The 17,447-nt window shown below is 66.4% G+C and carries 13 protein-coding genes and 1 pseudogene; 9 read left to right on the top strand and 5 right to left on the bottom strand.

Features of this window, described 5'->3' with window-relative positions:
* The first annotated feature begins 99 nt into the window (after positions 1–99).
* The 3 genes from DB31_RS43925 to DB31_RS43915 all read left to right on the top strand — a co-directional run bounded on the left by DB31_RS43925 (position 100) and on the right by DB31_RS43915 (position 4,675).
* On the top strand, positions 100–1,131 hold the full coding sequence (locus tag DB31_RS43925; protein WP_044199958.1) for a lysylphosphatidylglycerol synthase transmembrane domain-containing protein: 1,032 nt from the start codon (positions 100–102) through the stop codon (positions 1,129–1,131).
* On the top strand, positions 1,124–3,691 hold the full coding sequence (gene mgtA / locus DB31_RS43920; RefSeq protein WP_075306520.1) for a magnesium-translocating P-type ATPase: 2,568 nt from the start codon (positions 1,124–1,126) through the stop codon (positions 3,689–3,691). The genes DB31_RS43925 and mgtA overlap by 8 nt, the downstream gene beginning before the upstream one ends.
* 312 nt (positions 3,692–4,003) lie before the next feature.
* Positions 4,004–4,675, top strand: a complete 672-nt coding sequence (locus tag DB31_RS43915; RefSeq protein WP_157232514.1) for a fascin domain-containing protein — start codon at positions 4,004–4,006, stop codon at positions 4,673–4,675.
* Between the two features lie 95 nt (positions 4,676–4,770).
* Here the strand turns inward: DB31_RS43915 and DB31_RS43910 are convergent, their stop codons facing one another.
* Complete coding sequence (locus tag DB31_RS43910; RefSeq protein ID WP_083969258.1) at positions 4,771–7,434, bottom strand: serine/threonine-protein kinase; 2,664 nt, start codon at positions 7,432–7,434, stop codon at positions 4,771–4,773.
* The gene (locus DB31_RS43905) at positions 7,431–8,333 is read right to left on the bottom strand and encodes a transcriptional regulator (RefSeq protein WP_240487304.1); all 903 of its coding nucleotides are present in this window, start codon (positions 8,331–8,333) and stop codon (positions 7,431–7,433) included. The genes DB31_RS43910 and DB31_RS43905 overlap by 4 nt, the downstream gene beginning before the upstream one ends.
* Positions 8,334–8,780: 447 nt before the next feature.
* On the opposite strand from DB31_RS43905, the gene DB31_RS51110 reads away from it, so the two are divergent.
* The 3 genes from DB31_RS51110 to DB31_RS43890 all read left to right on the top strand — a co-directional run bounded on the left by DB31_RS51110 (position 8,781) and on the right by DB31_RS43890 (position 12,918).
* Positions 8,781–8,954: a hypothetical protein gene (locus DB31_RS51110; protein WP_240487303.1), complete on the top strand. Its 174-nt coding sequence runs from the start codon at positions 8,781–8,783 to the stop codon at positions 8,952–8,954.
* 171 nt (positions 8,955–9,125) lie between these two features.
* A complete protein-coding gene (locus tag DB31_RS43895) occupies positions 9,126–9,557 on the top strand; it encodes a dirigent protein (RefSeq protein ID WP_044199968.1) in 432 nt (143 codons plus the stop codon).
* 865 nt (positions 9,558–10,422) lie between these two features.
* On the top strand, positions 10,423–12,918 hold the full coding sequence (locus tag DB31_RS43890) for a hypothetical protein (RefSeq protein WP_044199956.1): 2,496 nt from the start codon (positions 10,423–10,425) through the stop codon (positions 12,916–12,918).
* Here the strand turns inward: DB31_RS43890 and DB31_RS43885 are convergent.
* A complete protein-coding gene (locus DB31_RS43885; protein ID WP_044199953.1) occupies positions 12,863–13,480 on the bottom strand; it encodes a transporter in 618 nt (205 codons plus the stop codon). The two genes, DB31_RS43890 and DB31_RS43885, sit on opposite strands and share 56 nt — an antisense overlap.
* A gap of 425 nt (positions 13,481–13,905) precedes the next feature.
* Between DB31_RS43885 and DB31_RS43880 the strand changes: the two genes are divergently transcribed.
* The gene (locus tag DB31_RS43880) at positions 13,906–14,115 is read left to right on the top strand and encodes a hypothetical protein (RefSeq protein ID WP_157232510.1); all 210 of its coding nucleotides are present in this window, start codon (positions 13,906–13,908) and stop codon (positions 14,113–14,115) included.
* A 194-nt stretch (positions 14,116–14,309) separates the two neighbouring features.
* Here the strand turns inward: DB31_RS43880 and DB31_RS45860 are convergent, their stop codons facing one another.
* On the bottom strand, positions 14,310–14,945 hold the full coding sequence (locus tag DB31_RS45860; RefSeq protein ID WP_052420722.1) for a TetR/AcrR family transcriptional regulator: 636 nt from the start codon (positions 14,943–14,945) through the stop codon (positions 14,310–14,312).
* A gap of 122 nt (positions 14,946–15,067) precedes the next feature.
* Between DB31_RS45860 and DB31_RS43870 the strand changes: the two genes are divergently transcribed.
* Together DB31_RS43870 and DB31_RS49470 are read left to right on the top strand one after the other, a co-directional pair.
* Complete coding sequence (locus DB31_RS43870) at positions 15,068–15,994, top strand: NmrA family NAD(P)-binding protein (protein ID WP_044199947.1); 927 nt, start codon at positions 15,068–15,070, stop codon at positions 15,992–15,994.
* 312 nt (positions 15,995–16,306) lie between these two features.
* A pseudogene (locus DB31_RS49470) lies at positions 16,307–16,414 on the top strand (DUF2379 family protein); the annotation flags it as partial.
* A 723-nt stretch (positions 16,415–17,137) separates the two neighbouring features.
* Here the strand turns inward: DB31_RS49470 and DB31_RS50145 are convergent.
* A partial coding sequence (locus DB31_RS50145; protein WP_205628669.1) for a hypothetical protein occupies positions 17,138–17,447 on the bottom strand: 310 nt, incomplete at its 5' end.

The raw sequence follows: 17,447 nt of genomic DNA, 5'->3' as shown, positions 1-17,447 counted from the left end.
TCCGGCCCGCGTTCCACCCGCTGCGTGCCGGGGGGACCGAGCGCTGCTGCACCCCGCCTCCGGCGGCCTCATCTTGAGAGCCGACTCCAGGAGGTGCGGGTGAAGCCCGGTATAGCAGCCCAGCTCCGGCCGGGGGACATGCTCCCTCCCCTGCCCACGCCCTCCAGGCGCAGGCGCTGGGGATGGGTGCCGGGCGTGCTGGTGCTCGCGGCCTTCCTCGTCTTCGTGCTCACGCGCTATGCCGAGGAGGAGAAGCTCGCCCAGCTCTTTCTCCAGGCCCGTCCCGCCTGGCTGCTCGTGGGCGCTGGGTTCCAGGTGGGCACCTATCTGTGTGCCGCGGTGCTCTGGAGGCGCGTGCTGCTGCGCACCGGGGTTCACGCTCCGCTGCTCTCCCTGGCTCGCTTGTCCATCATGAAGCTCTCCTTTGATCAGATCTTCCCCAGCGCGGGGCTGGGCGGCTCCCTGGTCGTCGCACGAGGGCTCCGGCGGGAGGGCGCCTCCGCCAGCGCGGCCGCCGCCTCGGTGATCATCACCAACCTGTGCCTCTACGCCGCGCAGGCCCTCGCCCTGGGCATCAGCCTCCTCTTCCTCTGGTACCGGCGCGAGCTGAATCCTCTGGTGAAGTGGCTGGCCGCCAGCTTCTCCATCCTGCTCGCCATCGTCCCTGCCACCACCCTCTGGCTGACGCGGCGCCAGAGCTGGCTGGGTGCCCGGTGGATCCGGCGCATCCCAGGGCTCGAGCCCCTGCTGCGCACCCTCTCTCAGGTACCGCCCCGGCTGCTGCGCGACCCGCGCCTGCTCGCCGAGGGCACCCTGCTCTCGCTGGCCATCTTCCTCCTAGACGCCGCCACCCTAGGCGCCACGCTCCGGGCACTGGGGCACACCGCCCTGCCGAGCACCGTGCTCGTCAGCTTCATGCTGGCCTCCGTGGCGGAGACGGTGTCCATCATCCCCGGCGGTGTCGGCACCTTCGAGGCCGCCTGCGTGGGGATGCTGAACTACCTCGGAGTTCCGCTCGAGACGGCGCTCACCGGCACCCTGCTGCTGCGCGGCTTCACCCTCTGGCTCCCCTTGCCTGTTGGCCTCTTGCTTCTCCGAGGGAGCGTCCCCGAGGAGAAGCAGGATGGGTGACAGGCGCCCCTCTTCCCCCTCTGCTCCTGAAGCCCTCCCCGCCTGGAGCGGCTCCGCCGAGGCACTGCTGGCGCGGCTCGGGAGCAGCTCCTCGGGGCTCACGAGCACCGAGGCCCAGGCCCGGCTCGAGCGCTACGGCCCCAACACCCCTGAGCGGCGCACCCGGCGCTTCCCCGTGGTGGAGTTTCTGGCGCGCTTCCGGGAGCCGCTCGTGCTGGTGCTGCTGGCGGCCAGCGTCGCCTCGGCGCTCACGGGTGATCTGACGAGCGCCTCCATCATCGCCACCATCCTGCTGCTCAGCGTGACGCTGGACTTCTTCCAGGAGCACCGCGCCGGGGATGCAGCGGAGAAGCTCCGGCACATGGTGGCCCCGCGAGCCCGGGTCCTGAGAGATGGGACGGAGCAGGAGCTCCCCTCCGCCACGCTCGTCCCCGGGGATGTGGTGCTCTTGGAGGCCGGCAGCCTGGTGCCCGCGGACGCGCGGTTGCTGGAGTCCCGGGACCTCTACGTCAACCAGGCGCTCCTCACCGGTGAGTCCTACCCGGTGGAGAAGGCCACGGGTGAGGCCCCCCCGGACGCCGGCCCCACCGAGGCGCGCAATGCCGTTTTCATGAGCACCTCCGTCATCAGCGGGACGGCAAGGGCCGTGATCTTCAACACAGGCACGAGGACCTCGGTGGGCGCCATTGCCCACTCACTGGCCCAGCGCGCCCCTTCCACCGCGTTCGAGCTGGAGATGCGCCGCTTCGGGCTGATGCTGATGCGGCTGACGGTGCTGCTGGTGCTCGTGGTGCTGCTGGTGCACGTGCACGCGCGCCGGCCCCTGTTGGAGTCCTTCCTCTTCTCCGTGGCGCTGGCGGTGGGCCTCACTCCCGAACTGCTGCCCATGATCCTCTCCGTGACGCTGTCGCGCGGCGCGCTGCGCATGGCGTCCCGGCATGTCATCGTCAAGCGGCTGAGCGCGGTGCACGACCTGGGGAGCATGGATGTGCTGTGCACGGACAAGACGGGCACGCTCACGGAGGCATGCATCCGCCTGGAGCAGCATGAGGACGCCACGGGCCGCGAGTGCGCCCGGGTGCTGGAGTTGACCTGGCTCAACAGCCACTTCGAGACCGGGCTGCGCAGCCCCATGGACGAGGCCATCCTCGCGCACCAGGAGGTACAGCCTGCCGGTTGGAGCAAGGTGGACGAGGTGCCCTTCGACTTCGAGCGCCGCCGCGTCTCCGTGTTGCTGGAGCGCGAGGGTCATCGGCTGCTGGTGGTGAAGGGGGCTCCCGAGGAGTTGTTGCCCCTCTGCACCCACTATGAAGAGGACGAGGGACGCACCCAACACCCCCTGGATGCCGCGGCGCGGGCCCGGGTGCAGGCGCGCTTCGCGGAGCTGGGAGAGCAGGGGTTCCGCGTGCTCGCCGCCGCCTGGCGAGAGGAGCCTCCGGACATGCAGGTGGCGCGCACCGGAGACGAGGTGGAGCTCACCCTCGCCGGCTTCGCCGCGTTCCTGGATCCACCCAAGCAGAGCGCGCGGCCCGCGCTGGAGGCGCTCACCCGAGGCGGCGTTCAGGTGAAGGTCGTCACGGGGGATGACGAGCGCGTCGCGCAACATGTCTGCCGCGAGTTGGGGCTCCCCGTGAAGCAGGTGCTCACCGGCCGGCAGCTGGAGGCGCTGGATGAGCAGGCGCTCCGGGTGCGGGCCGAGCAAACCACCCTCTTCGCCCGCGTCTCTCCCGCGCAAAAGAGCCGCATCATCCGCGCGCTGCGCGGGCGCGGGCACGTGGTGGGTTACCTGGGGGATGGCGTCAACGACGCACCCTCGCTGCATGCCGCGGATGTGGGCATCTCCGTGGACGGCGCCGTGGATGTGGCCCGCGAGGCGGCGGATCTGCTGCTGCTGCGGCAGGATCTGGCCGTGCTCCAGGAAGGCGTGGAGGAAGGCCGGCGGACCTTCGGCAACGTCATGAAATACATCCGCATGGGCACCAGCTCCAACTTCGGCAACATGCTGAGCATGGCGGGCGCCTCCATGCTGCTGCCGTTCTTGCCCATGCTCCCCATCCAGATCCTCCTCAATAACCTGCTCTACGACTTGTCCGAGCTGGCCATCCCGCTGGATGAGGTGGACCCGGAGCAGCTCGCGCAGCCGCCCCGGTGGGATCTGCGCTCGGTACAGCGCTTCATGGCTTTGTTCGGCGTGCTCAGCTCGCTGTTCGATGCAGCCACCTTCGCCGTCCTGCTGCTGCTCTTCAAGGCCGAGGCCCCGCTGTTCCAGACGGCGTGGTTCATGGAGTCGCTCACCACGCAGGTGCTCGTCATCTTCATCATCCGCACCCATCGCAACCCGCTGCGCAGCCGGCCCTCGGGCTGGCTCCTGCTGTCATCCCTGGGGGCCATCGTCGTGGCCAACGTGCTGCCCTTCACGGCCCTGGGTGCCTGGTTCGGCTTCATCCCCCTCCCACCTTTGCTGGGACTGCTGCTGGCGGGGCTGGTCGTGGCCTACCTGCTCTCGGCGGTCTTGCTCCACCGCGCCTTCTACTGGCATCAGTCCCACGGCTGTCCCTGAGGGGCATCTCTGTGTGAAAGCTTTTGGCCCTGCCGTGCCTTGATGGAGTCACGCAGTGGCTAGGACTTGCTCACGGGGATGAGAGAAATGCCTAGCATCCACTCACACGTCCCGAATCGCGTTGTCTACGGTGCGGTTCTTCGGCTGAGAACACAAAACAAGCAACAGAGTGGCCGCACCGGGGTTGGGGTACTCATTGGACAGTGCGTGGCAATTCTTGGCTCAACAACAGCGAATGCGTGTACTGGCTGCCGCCCATCAGCGTCAAGGCAGTACTCGGTTGTCCAATGCTTGCCAGGGGTAACAGACGATATGAGCCAGATCTTTCTGCGGCGTCTTCTTGTCACTGCGGGACTGATGTTTGGAATTCAGGCATGCGGTCCTGAGTCGGATGGTGCTGTGAGCGCGGATACCGCGCAGACATCAACAGCGCTCGAGGAGCAGGAGGTTTCGGGGGCCTTCGCCGAGGTTCAAGCTGAGCCAGTTCCTCTGCTGGAGCTCGCGGACGAGCTGGCTGCACAGGCGGCCACACTTGACGCCGCAGTGCCCCCCACGATCGTCTGCAATCCCAAATGGACCACGATCACCTCGGTGGCGAACGGCCGTTACGTTTCCGCGGAAGTGGGCTGGGGCGGCACTCAGTACGGCACGCTCAGAGCCCGGGCTTACCGGGCGGACCTTTGGGAAAGGTATCAGCTCTGTTACTTCGCCGGCACGTATGCACTGAAGTCTCTGGCCAATGGCCGCTATGTTTCCGCCGAGATCGGCTGGGGCGGAGACACCTTCGGCACGCTGAGGGCCCGCGCCACGGAGGTAGCGGCATGGGAGCGCTTCTATATTATCCCCTTGAGCGGGGGCCAGTATGCGTTGCGCTCCTATGCCAAAAACTTCTACGTCTCGGCCGAGATAGGCTGGGCCGGTGATCGCTACGGTACGCTGCGAGCGCGCGCAACAGCCATCCAGCTGTGGGAACTCTTCCGCTAGGAACCCCGGCTCCCACCAGGGAAAGGAAAGCCCCGGCTCGCCAGATGGCGGCCGGGGCTTTTGCGCTCGACTGAGCGGATGGTGGCTCCTGACCGTCAGAGGGTGCAGTTCTGCTGGCCCGTCAGGGGCTTGTTCTTCGTGGTGACACAGGAGCACGACCCTCGTCCCCGGCACTTGAACGAGGTGGACGCCTCGCACAGGTCGCTCACCCGCTTCCAGCGCAGGGTGACCTTCGGGTCGTCCTCCTCTCTCTGAGTGAAGAGTTCGTCCCCGCGGACGGCGAAGGAATAGACCTCCGTGTAGGGATCTTTCAGCGGCCTGTCGCTGTAGTCGTCGCAGGTCGAGGCCCGCGTCACCATAGAGGCTGCGGCATCCGGGGCCACGCTCTTGTGCGCCAGCGCGAAGCCCCGTTCCGCGGCCTCACGCGCCTGGGGGCCATGTCCCCACTCGAAGTAGACGAAGGACAGGTTGGACAGGGTGCGTACCACCGCCAGATGCTCCTCTCCCAGGACGCGCTGGAGGATGACGAGCGCCCGCTGGATGACGGCCTCCGCGCGCGCAAACTCTCCCGTGTAGCCCAGCGTGCCCCCCAGGTTCGCCAGCGCCCGCGCGGTGTCGCGATGCTCGGGGCCATGGAGTTCTTCATGGAGTCGAACCGCCTCCTCCTGCCATCGCTTCGCCTCGAGGAGCCGTCCTTGCTGACGGGCCAGCAGGCCCAGGCGCCCGGTGAGCTCGGCGCGGGTGGCGGCGTGCGACGCGCCCTTCGCGATGACACGGTCGAGCGCCTCGCGCAGGAGGGGCTCCGCCTCGGCGAAGCGGCCCTCCTGTTCGAGCAGCTCGGCGCGGACATAGTCCAGCAGCGCGTCGAACTCGGGGTCTCGCAGCGGCTCCGCTACGGCCTGGGCGCGTTGGAGGTGGGCCCACGCCTCCCGCGTCTGCCCCAGGCCATGCACAGTTACCCAGGCCATGCCATAGAGCGCCCGCGCCAGCACGCCATGGTGCCGCCCGGCTTCCGCCGCGAGGGCCGCCTGTGCCGCGGAGTCCCGGGCGGCTTCGAACATGCTCGCATCCGACTGAATCGTCGAGCACAGCAGGTGGGCCTCCGCCTCCAAGGGGCGGTAGTGCGTGCGCACAGCGCGCTCCCGCGCGGCCAGCACCCCCTTCAAGGCCTCCGGGGTACGCCCCGCGAGCAACTCCGCGTTCGCCCGCGCCAGTTCCCCCCGGATGACCGCCACCTCCGCCAAGGCCACCGGGTCCTCGGGTAGCGCCACCGCCTCCTGCAACGTCCTCACGTCGGAGCAGCGCCGCAGGCTTGTCAGGGACGCCCCCAGGCCGAAGCCACGCTCCACCGTGCGGGCGTCCGCGCCCTGGAGCACTGCCACCAGGCGATTCACCTCGCCCAGCCGTTCATCGAGACACGCCATGCGCAGGCCCAGCACCTGGTCCGACTGCTCCCCCCAGACACGCGTGGCCTCGCAGGCCTCCTGGTGCGCGCGCGTCCAGTCCTCCTTCCAGCGCTCCAGCGCCGCCGCCACCGCCGCGAAGGAGGCTTCCGCGTCTGGCGAGCCCGTGGCCAGGAACGCCCGGTGGAGGGCCTCGCGGGCCGCCTCGTCCCAGACTCCCGCGAAGTGCCGCTCGCTGCCCTGACACAGCTCGCGCGGCTCCCTCCGGGCAAGTACGCCCAGCACCGCGACGGCCAGGACCACCGCCAGCGCCGCCAGGCTCCCGTTGCGCCATCGGGAGACAGGGTCCCGGGCGAGCCGTGCGCGCAGCTCGCCCATGGAGGAGAAGCGCTTCGCCGGGTCCGCGGAGAGCCCCCGGCGGACCACGGACCGCAGCCACACCGGAACCCCGGGCCGTTCGGGCCGCACGGCCTGACGCGCCATCGCCTCCAGCAGCGCCTCCCGGGTTGTCCCCTCGAAGGGACGCTGGCCATTGAGCGCCTCGTAGAGCGCGACGCAGAAGGAGAACTGGTCCGAGCGGGCATCGCCGCGCTCGCCACGAAGCTGCTCGGGCGCGCCGTAGGCCAGCGTGCCCAGCAAGGTCCCGGTGACGGTGAGGGCGTCGCTCGTCACCGAGGCATCCAGCACCGCCCCCTCCCCGGACGCCGCCGTCGCGTGGGCCAGGCCGAAGTCGGTGATGCGGACGACGCCAGGCTTCGTGAGCAGGACGTTGTCCGGCTTGAAGTCGCGGTGGACGATGCCCAGCGCATGCGAGGCAGCGAGCCCGTCCGCGGCCTGGAGGAAGCGCTCCAGGATCTCCCGGCGCGAGCGGGGACGTTCCGCCAGCCACTTCCGCAGCGTGCCTCCCTCCACGAACTCCATCACCAGGAACAGCTGTCCCTCGTACTCGCCCACGTCATGGAGGCTGGCGACATGGGGATGGGACAGCCGCGCCATGGTCCGGGCCTCGCGCTCCAGCCGCTGTCGCGCCAGGTCCAGCGAGTCCCCGCGAAGCCGCTCCGGGTTGAGCAGCTTCAACGCCACCTTGCGGTCCAGCTCGGGGTCGTACGCGACATGGACGCGGCCCATGCCGCCCTCGCCCAACAGGCCCAGCACCACATAGCGCCCTACCCGCGTGCCCGTGGCGAGCGGCCCCACGCCCTGCGCGAGGGGCGGCTCCTCCAGAGCGCTCAGCGCGGCGAGCACGCTCCGGCACTCGCCACAGCCGGTGACATGGGAGCGCACCGCCTGCTCACGCTCGGCCGACAGCAAGCCATTCACGTAGCGGGCGAGGTCGTTCTCGTCTGGGCAGCTCATCCCTTCGCCGCCAGGAGCCCGGACAGGCTCAGGTCGAGGCGACCGTGGATAGCGCGCATCACGCTGTCCAATTCCTCCGAGGAGAGCGCCAGCCGCTCCGACAGGCACCGGCGCGTGCGCTTTTCCAGCAGCGCCTGTACCCCGGACAACCGCCGGGACAGGGTCGACTTGTGCAGACCGTACAGCGTCCCCATCCGCTCCAGGGAAAGCCGCTCCACGAAGTGCAGGCGCAAGAGCTCCCGGTCCTCGTCATCGAGTGACGCCACCGCCTGCACGAAAGCGGCACGCACATGCGCGCGGGCCTCCTCGCGGACCAGCCCCAGCTCCAGCCCTCCCTGGGCGGGATGCGCGGCCAGCACCTCGGCATCCACCTGGGCCTCCTGGCCATGCGCCTTGCGCATCCGCAGCGCGAGCCGCACGCCCGCGCTGTTCACCCAGTGGAACAATGAGCCCACGCCCGCATAGCCGATGAGCCGGGGCGGCCCTCCCGCCCGGGGCATGAGCAGGTTCGCCCGGAGCGTCTGGAGCACCTCGTCCACGAACGCGGGCGAGGGATGGAGGCGGGAGAGCGGCACGCGCAGCCTGCCCAGGACCTCCTCCTCGAGCAGCTCCGTGGCTCCGGGCGTCTCCAGGGCACAGGCGAGCGCGAGCGCCAGGTCTCGCGCATGCAGGCGCTCCAGGACGCGAGCGGGGTCGTCCGCCTCGGCGAGCCACGCGCCCAAGTGACGCGCGAACACGAGTGGCTCTGGCGCCACGCTCCGAAGCGAGGCCGCCTCCGCGAATATCCGGGAGAGTACCTGAGGCAGGCCGGGCTCGGCACGCAGCCGCTCCGCGGCGGCTGCCGTCATCGAACCGAGAACCGTCTCGAGGAGCTCCTCGGGAAGGATGTCCGTGCGCATGGCCTTGCGAGTCCAGGGGCGAACCGGCCACGCCCCCCACGGCTCTCGTAGCACGAAGCCCTACCGGCAGTGGATCCTCCAATTCCCCAATGGCAACGAGAACACGACACGTCCGCAGGGGCAGGTACATCTTCGGAGGGTGATGCTCCACCGGCCCAGTGCACAGCCCGATCTCCGAAGCGCTCCATCTGCTCCCGTTGCTGCAATCCAATGGCTCCATCCGCCTGCATTGACATGTGCAGCGCAGTGATCATCCACTCAGCCCATGCTCAAGACCGACTCCGAATACCAGTCTTGCATCCAAAGCTCCGAACGCGCGTCGTGGAAGCTCGATGACGTGCTCCCCAACTCAAGCACCACTGGCTCGAAGAGGCGCAGCACACCCGCCTCGACTTCCTGGAGGCCCAGAAGATCCTCGCTCAGGCGCCCGAGACGCTGGAGGCGGCCATGACCGAGTACGCCGAGCTGCTCCAGGCGCTCCGGGCCACTTTGAACGCACAGCTCGAGCTGGATCTGCAGACCTTCGAGAAGGCCGCGGGGCGTACGTTCACGGAGGCCGAGCGGAAGGAGATCTCCGTAGCTCAAGAGCGCTCATACGGTCCTTCATCGGCATGGGGATGAAGGCCCCTCTCTACCTCTCCCGCCTGAGGGCGCTCTCCCCGCTCGCCGAGCAGCGCGTCCTCGAGCTCGCCCCTCAGTACTCCTGCAACTGAGCGCCGGGCGCGCGCGCGTCCACAAACCCTACGTCTTTCAATTCCGCAACGGAGCAACACGATGCACAAAGGCATACTCATGGCTGTTTTGACCCTGCCGATGCTGGGCTGCGGTTCCGCCCGGGCAGACGAACCCTGGACTCTGAGGACCATCGCCGATGCCCGCAGCGGCATTGCCTCGCCCGTAGACCTGGGCGCTCCAGGTGACTCGCCGGGGGATATGTTCGTCTTCGATCAGCCGCTGCTGAATGAGGCAGGGCAAAACATCGGGAGCAACAGCGGCTTCTGCGTCCGGACGCTGCCCGGCCAGTTCAGTGAGTGCCAGTGGACGCTCACGATGAGCGATGGCTCCATCACCGTCGCGGGCCGGGAGGCCGAGACAGGTCCCTCCCAGATTCCCGTCATCGGTGGCACAGGTGCCTACTTGGGCGTGAGCGGGGTGCTGGTCACCACTCCCAATGGAGATAGGACGTTCACTCAGGTGCTCACGCTGATCCGGCCGAACAGCTGAACCGATCGGCCTGTGGCTTCCGCTCAGCAGCCCACGAAACCCTGGCAGTAGGGGACAATCCCCAACTCGTTCTGGATGGAGCCCAACGGGGCGAAGGCGAAGTTCCACGGGTTGGAGCCCGCGCCGCACGAGTCATCGCCACCAGCGGGCTGACGCTGGTGCTGGCACTGAAGAAGGCGCTGTCGCTGTAGCGGCAGCTGCGCCCCGCTGGGCAGCTGCCGCCGCTGGTATAGGAGGGATCGGTGATCTCCGTTCGCGCCAAACTGCGGCCATTTCTGTTCCCCCAAGCGGAGGAGGCGAGAGCGGGGAGTGAGGCAGCGGCCAGGAAGGAGCGGATGAAGCAGAGGACGCCGCGAGTGGATTGGGCAGAGTTGCTGAAGAGGACGTTCGACTTCGACGTGTTCGCCTGCGTCAGGTGTGGAGGCAGGCTTAAGGGTCTTGGCGTATGTGAAGGCAGGCAGGGGAGTGCGAGCGATACGGGAGCACCTGGGCTTGCCCACGGCAGGTGTGAGCCTGGCCCCGGCGCAAGAATCAATCCAGGCCGCGGGGTGTTAAGGCTCACGCCTCCCCAGAGCCAAAAGGCCCAGTCCCCTACCGCGCACCCCATGGGAGGGCGGCCTGGGCAGGCGTGTACCTCAAGGGGCTGCGCGGCCTGTCCACCGACCGGGCGCACTGCTCGGGCGGCACCTGTCAGCGGTCCTCCTCGGCACCTCCGCTCCAGTCCTCACCCGCAACATGGCCTCTATCCTGCCTATACGCGCGGCTGATTCCGTAGCGCTGCCCATGGGCCGGGGCACGATTTCTCGCTCTGTGCGACATGATCACCGACACTCTCCGGCCGCTACAAGGCAAAGGACGGTCGGCCATGGGGACCACTTTCGTCAACCACCACATCTACCAAGAGGGAGACGCCTACGGGCTCGTGTACGCGCTGCTGCTGAGCCGGGCCAAGCTGGGCGATCCGATGAGGGGGCTCCTGTGGGTGGACGAGGGGCTGTACGACGACGGAATCGACCCCTTGCTCAAGAAGGCCGTCGACTACAAGCGGAAGGTCGATGGGCGGCTGGGCTACTTCTCGTCATTCGGCCTGCTCGACAGCGAACTCTGCATCGTCCGCTGCCGCTTCGAGAAGGACGTCGATCTCGTGGAGTTCCATGAGGAGCCAGGCTCCCTCCTGGTGATCGCGGACAAGGACTTCTTCAACAGCAACCCCCGCCTCCTGTCGCGCTTCCTCACCACGAAGGAGAACCCCATCGGCGGCTGGCTCGAGGAGAAGGAAGCGGCGCTGGCCCTCAAAGTGGATGAGCGCTCGCTCGAGCATGCGGCGGCGGTTCTCGGCATCTCACTGTCGGGCAGGGTGTCGTGGTCGAACGCCGAGCGGTTGCGTGGCTTCCTCCGCGTACACTCCTTCTACAAGGAGGCGGCTCTTGACGTCATGGAGGTGGGGCTCGTCGCCCGCCGCCGTCAGGAGTTCTCGGATGCCGTCATGAAGGCGTTCCACGGTGGCAAGGGGCAGATCGCCTTCGCTTACATCGATGCCTCGACGAACTACGTCCTGAGCTGCGTGGACAAGAAAGGCTTCGCGCCAGTGGTGAGCGCGCTCCGGCTGGAGATCCTCAACGCCACCAGCAAGTTTTCCCAGGCGAACGAAAAGTTCATCTCGACCTTCGTCGAGGATCTGGAGTTGCGCAAGGGCGGAGTCCGAGAGGCCACGCCCGTCCTGGTGCTGTTCTGGATCCGCGGCGCGAAGCCCGACGAGGAGCGCGCCATCCTCGCGGACTTCGGCCTCGGGCAGGAGAGAACGAGCCCCGGCAAGCCGCAGCACCATACCAACTTCACGCTCTACAAGCAGGTCAGGCAGATCGTCTCCGACATGGCGGCCGAGCTGAACGCGCCGATCCGGTTCATCCCCATCGGCGACGAGCTCAAGGAAGAGCTCGGGAAGCTGTCGGCCCCGATCTCCTCGAGAGCGATGGCGAGGGGCGAGGACCTCTCCATGGGCCAGAACGCGCTCGAGCACACGGCGATGGTCCTCGGCATCTCGCTCTACGAGAACCTCTCGTCGGAGGATCGGACGCGGATCCAGAGCTACCTCCTGCACCACTACGGAATCTCTGAGAAGAAGAGCGACGAGATGTTGACGCTCTCGTACCGCAAGAGCCCATCGTCCCATAACTTGATCCGGTTCTGGGAGCGCGAGCCCTTCAAGGGCCAGCCGATGGGGGCTCAGATCAACTTCCTGCTCAACCTCTCCCTCCGCTATCCGGTGATCCAGATCGGCATGCGCAGCGGCTCGATGGAGCGCCTGATGTACCTCGGCGTGCCGACGATCTACTTCGACCGCACGCAGTCGGAAGACGACCTCCAGAACCCGGTAGGGGCGACGCGGATCAAGCAGCTCTGTGGGTTCCAGGGCCGCTCGCTGCAAGAGCTCATGGCCTACCTGATCCGGCTCAATGCGTCGCTGGATGGCGGGGGCCGCGGAACCACCAAGGGGTTCCCGCTGTTCTTCCAGATCGAGAACCGGGACACCGGCTTCCTCCGGTACTCCGCGCTCCAGAACACCACCGTCAGCCGCACCATCGAGCGGATCGCCGGGAGCGAGACCCTGAGCGAGTACAACAGTTTCAAGCAGGCGCTGCTGCAGAAGAAGTACCTCACGTCGAAGCTCTCCGAGTTGGCACGGTCACTCCTTCATCTCGGCGGACTCGTCGACGAGGAGGAGCAGAAGATGCGCGCCTTGGTCTGGTTCATCGTGTTCGCCTACCCACGGTATGCGAGCCGCTTCCCCAACACGGGCATCACCGCGAAGCTCAAGCTCTTTGGGAAGATCGGCGACACCCAGAAGTTCTTCCAGCAGTCCAGTCACAAGGAGAAGTCGCTGGAGCAGCTCAAGCAAGCGTTCCGCGCGGACAAGAAGGTCTCCAAGACCGCTCCCGAGTCCAAAGTGGGAGATACAATTCGCGTCTCGGATCCGTCGACCTACCAGGGCTTCGAGATCGTCGGCGAGGTCACCGAGCTGACCGAGACGCACATCAAGCTGAAGGCGAAGGCGTGCTATCAGACCGGCACGATGATCCTCGAAACCACAACGCAGACGAAGAAGCTGGTGGGAACGACGATCGACTGGCCGCGCGCGGTCCAGTTCAAGAAGGGGGACCGGATCCGCATGGCCAACGCGCTCTTCCACCCCGGCGTCGATGTGGTCGGCGAAGTGATCGATGTGGACACCAGCTTCGTCACGCTGTCCATCGACAAGTGCTACAAGGCCAGCACCACGACGAACGACGTGACCGGGGCGAAGCTCATCGGAAAGAAGGTGAAGTGGCGGCGGGACCGGGTGGTGCGCAAGGAGGGCTGATCGTGTCGCTCCTCCTCGGCACCTCCGCTCCAGCCCTCACCAGCAACATGGCCTCTATCCTGCCTATACGCCGGCTGCGCACGTTGAGGCCCAGGTTGGCCAGCAGCCGGGTGCCGCTCTCGAAGGCGTAGTCCGCCGCGAGCCGCGGCTGCACGCCAAACCCCTTCTGGCCCTGAAGCTCCGAGGCGTCCGCCGTGGGCATCACCATTGGCGCCGCGAGCCCCAGCCGCAGGGTGTCGCGTTCTAGAAGTAACACCTTGGGGACGAGCCGGAGGTCACCCAGGCCGCCCTTCCACGACTGCTCCAGGTTGCCGGTGGGCAGCTCGTTGAACTCGCCGCGCTCGATCTTGAGCGGGGCCACGAGGCCCAGCTCGAAGCGCTCCCCCAGGCCGGTGGAGCCGATCAGGTCGAAGCCGAGCTGGTTGCGCACCAGGTGCTGCAGCCGGTCGGCGTTGGCCGGGTTGATGACGACGAGCGGCTCATGGGCGTAGTTGAAGAAGAGTGGAGACGATCTTCCGGAAGCGCGGCGTTTCGATCGCGGGGTGCGCGATCCTTGGTGCATAGGGGTGATCAGGCAAGCGCGGGTCGGATCAGCATCGCTGTCGATGGCTCTTCCTGGTCCCTTGCTCGACCTCCGGACGCCCGATGGGTGTACGTGGCACCAACTTCCGCTCTGCCGCTGGGCTCTTGAACAAGAGAGTACCTCATTCCCTGCTGCGGGCGGCAAGCCGCACTCGTCATGACCATCGGCGGAAGTGACGGCGATCGTTGGAGCGCGGGACTCGTGCCCGCGCTTCGTCGCGATCGACGGGATCGAAATCCCTCGTTATTGGAAGATCGTTTCCAATGAAGGGCTTGTGCGCCGGCCCGGAGTGCGGCTCATGGGCTCCCCGTCAGCGTCCCTCACCTCCCGCTCTGCTCCCGCCCGCTACGCCCAAGAGGGCTCCGGTCCTTCCTATGCTCAACGGCGAGTTGGGAGACCAGGAAATGGGCGACCTGCTCCCCATGCGCGACCTGGCGTTCGAAAAGAAGGGGATCGAACACCCGAGCCGCACCTACGTCCGGTTGAACGGCGCGGGCGAGGTGGAGTGCATCGCCATCGAGGGCCAGGGCGGGGACAAGACGCTCATCTACTTCGAGCACCTGCCCGCCCTGCCGGCGGAGCTCACCTCTTTCGAAAGCCAACCGGGGCAGTGAGTGCGAACGGGAGCTCGAAGAGTGATTCGAGCTCCTCTGGCTCAGTGCAGAACCTTCCTGATGGTCCGGAGCCGTTCCAGTATGGCGCGCTGGGCGGGGAGGATGCTGTTTTGGGAATAACCGGGTTTCGTGCGCTGGAGGCCAGCAGCTTCAAGCGGCCAAGTCGCGAAGCGGCCGCGCAGGAGCAAGATCGCCTACTCCGCGGCACGTGTTCCCGTCAGCAGGACCATCAGCACATGGTCGACCAGTCCAATCAGACGCTCGCGCGGAATTGATGCACCAGCCGGTCCAGCGTAATGAGCCAGCAGCGCGACGACCGTATCGCACAGAACGTCGAGTTCGACCTCCGACAGTGGCGCGTGTCCCGCATCGGCCGCTCGGGTGGCGAGCTTGTCCAGCTCGGCCCGAACGAACGTGCCGAAGCGCTCGGTGAGAGTCCGATAAAGGTCCGGGTGCAACCGCGCCATCTCCATCGTCGCGGTCACAACCTCGGGACTGTCGTCGCAATTGCCGGCTTGCTCCATCAACGCGAGGAGATCGTCGCGCAGTGACGTGCCGGGATAGCGCGGCGTGGTCATCGGATTCAGCGTAGCGACGGCGTCGGTCACAAGATCTGCCTTTGCCGTCCAACGTCGATACAGCGTCGCCTTCGACACCCCCGCACGCGCCGCCACATCAGTCATCGTCAGGCTATGATAGCCCTTTTCGGCGAGCAGCTCGAGCGCTGCGCCGATGATGAGATCGTCGCGGCTTCTGTCCTGCGCGCGCCCCCGTTCCGCCGGCGGAAGGCGACGCTGATGACGGTGAGACAGATCGTTCATGGCAATCATAATAGATTCTTAATTACGAAAATCAACCGTACCGGAACTCTTGCGTTTCGTATCGGGTAGCCCTATCCTTGGGTCAGCACTTCCCCGGCGCCGTGCGCGATATCCCTTAGGAAAGGCTTCCCATGTCGAACCCCGATATTCGCCCAATCCTCGTGGCCGGTGCCACCGGCAAGCAAGGTGGTGCCGTCGTCCGCGCGCTGCTGCAAGCGGGCCGCCCCGTACGCGCCCTGACGCGCGATCCCGCTTCGGCTGCGGGACAGGCGCTCGCGGCGCAGGGAGTGGAGGTCGTGAAGGGCGACTTTACCGATTCCGCCAGCCTCGATGCGGCATTGGCAGGAGTGGAAGGCGTCTTCTCAGTGCAGATGGGATCGCAGCCCAGTGACCCCTATACCGAGATCGTAACCGGCAAGGCATTGGTCGAGGCCGCTAAACGCGCGGACGTCAACGTGATCGTTCACACCTCCGTCGCCCGGGCAGGCGATCACGAGAATTTCGTCGGCTGGGACGAGGGCCGCTGGGAGCCGCTGTACTGGCAGAACAAGGCGGCCGTGAACGACATGGTCAAGACGCAGGGCTTCCGCCACTGGGTGATCCTGAAGCCTGCCCTCATCATGGAGGACTTGGTGCCGCCGATGGTGGATTTCATGTTCGCTTCGCTCCGCGAACACGGTCGGTTCGAGACTGCGATCGAAGCGGACACCGGCCTCGACTGGATCGCCGCGCAGGACATCGGCGCATTCGCGGCGGCCGCCTTCGCCGACCCTGAGCGTTTCCACGGTCATGAGATTGACCTCTCTGCGGAATGCGCCACTTTGGTCGAGGTTGCAGCCAAGATCGCGAAGGGCACCGGAAAGCCGGTTTCGGCCGTCACCTTCTCGGAAGATGAGATGCTCGCGCAAGGCTACCATCCGCTGCACGTCAGGGGCCAGGTATGGGACAATGTCGAGGGCTATAAGGTGGACCTCAATGCCGTTCGTAGCTGGGGTGTGCCGCTGACGTCGCTTGATCAATTCATTAATCAGCACCGCGACAAGTTCGTCATCGGCTGAGCGCTCGCCCGCCGGCGCATCCCGTCGTCTCGACTGACGCCTGGAGGTCGGGTCCGGTTTTCCCATTTCGAGGAGCGAGGTATACCGGCTCTCCCGCACTTTATGTGGAGGGGGGCCGAGGAGGAAGCTGCGCGCATGGCCGTTCTTCCGCTCGCTTTCCGAGGGGAGAGTCACTGGGGCGTAGATGACGACAGACCCAAGACCAGACTTCCCTGATGGATGAGTGTGGTCGGCAGCTCGCCGTGTCTCCCTTTCGCCTTCGAGGGGAACCACACGAAGTGCGGGAGAGCCACGGAACTGGGGCAGACTCACTTCGGCAGCGCCCGCCAGGAGATGCGGGACGTGCTCAAGGTGGAAGTCGTGCCCCACTACCGCGCCCTCGCCGAGGGGCAGCTCGAAGACATGGCTGACGCACCGTAACGACGGCGCAACAGGCGCCGCTTCTCGGGCGTGTCATTGAGGCCGGGTGGCAGCATGCGGGGCGCTCGTGGACGGCCGGCACCAGCGAGTGTTCAGTGTGAAATCCCCCTGGGGGACCGTGAGGCGATGGACTTCGGGCCTGACCGCCTCCCACCTTCCCTCGCGTGGGCTTCTTTCCCACGCGGTTGGGAGTCCTCATGAATCGTCTTTGCTCACCGTCTCGCCTGCTGTCCTCGCTGTTTCTGTTGTCCGGAAGCGCCGCACTGGCCCAGACGCCGGAGCCCCCTCCGGTTGTATCTGGTCCTGCCGTCATGGTCATGGACGTGCGGCCCGGCCCCGAGGGCTCCGAGCCCTCCTTCCTTACCGACGTCGGCGGCCAGCTGATATTCCGCGCCGACGACGGGACGAGCGGGAACGAGCTGTGGAGGAGCGACTACAATGCGTCAGCAATCTACAATGCGTCAGCAATCACGGCCGTCGCAGTCGGGTCCGGCGGAGAGGTGTACATCCGATGGGCCGGATTGCCGAATCCAGGGCCATGTGGAAACAACAATGGGTGGGTGATGATCCCGTCCAACGCCCCTGAGGAGATGAAATCGCTGGCAATTTCCCTGTATTTCAACGGCAATCCAGCTCGCGTCGACACTGCCGGTTGCGTCGGCGCATATGAACGTGTGACGACACTTTACTCTCCGGGTGGTTAATCGAGTCGAGAGTTACAGCTTAGAAAAGCAACCGGCTACCCAAACGAAATTGGAACAACGCAACACGGGCAACATCCGCTGGAAAACGATCACGATGCGGCGAATCGAGCTCAAGATGGGCCGCATCGTGACTTAGATACAGCTGATCCAAGTCAACATGCCATCGGAAATGTTCAGGATTCGATTGTTCTAAATCAAGGTCGCGGTCATGTTGAATTAAATGCGGGCCATAAAGTTCAACGTAAGAGTTCACCGGCTCAAGCAGCCAGAGCAGCCGGAGCGGTCTCGAAGCTCGGGAGTAGCGAGGGAGGCTGGAGGCCGTGGCGGTG

The organism is Hyalangium minutum, assembly GCF_000737315.1.
Lineage (GTDB): Bacteria > Myxococcota > Myxococcia > Myxococcales > Myxococcaceae > Hyalangium > Hyalangium minutum.
Note: the sequence above shows the minus strand (reverse complement) of the source record. Positions and strands in the feature narration are given on the sequence as shown.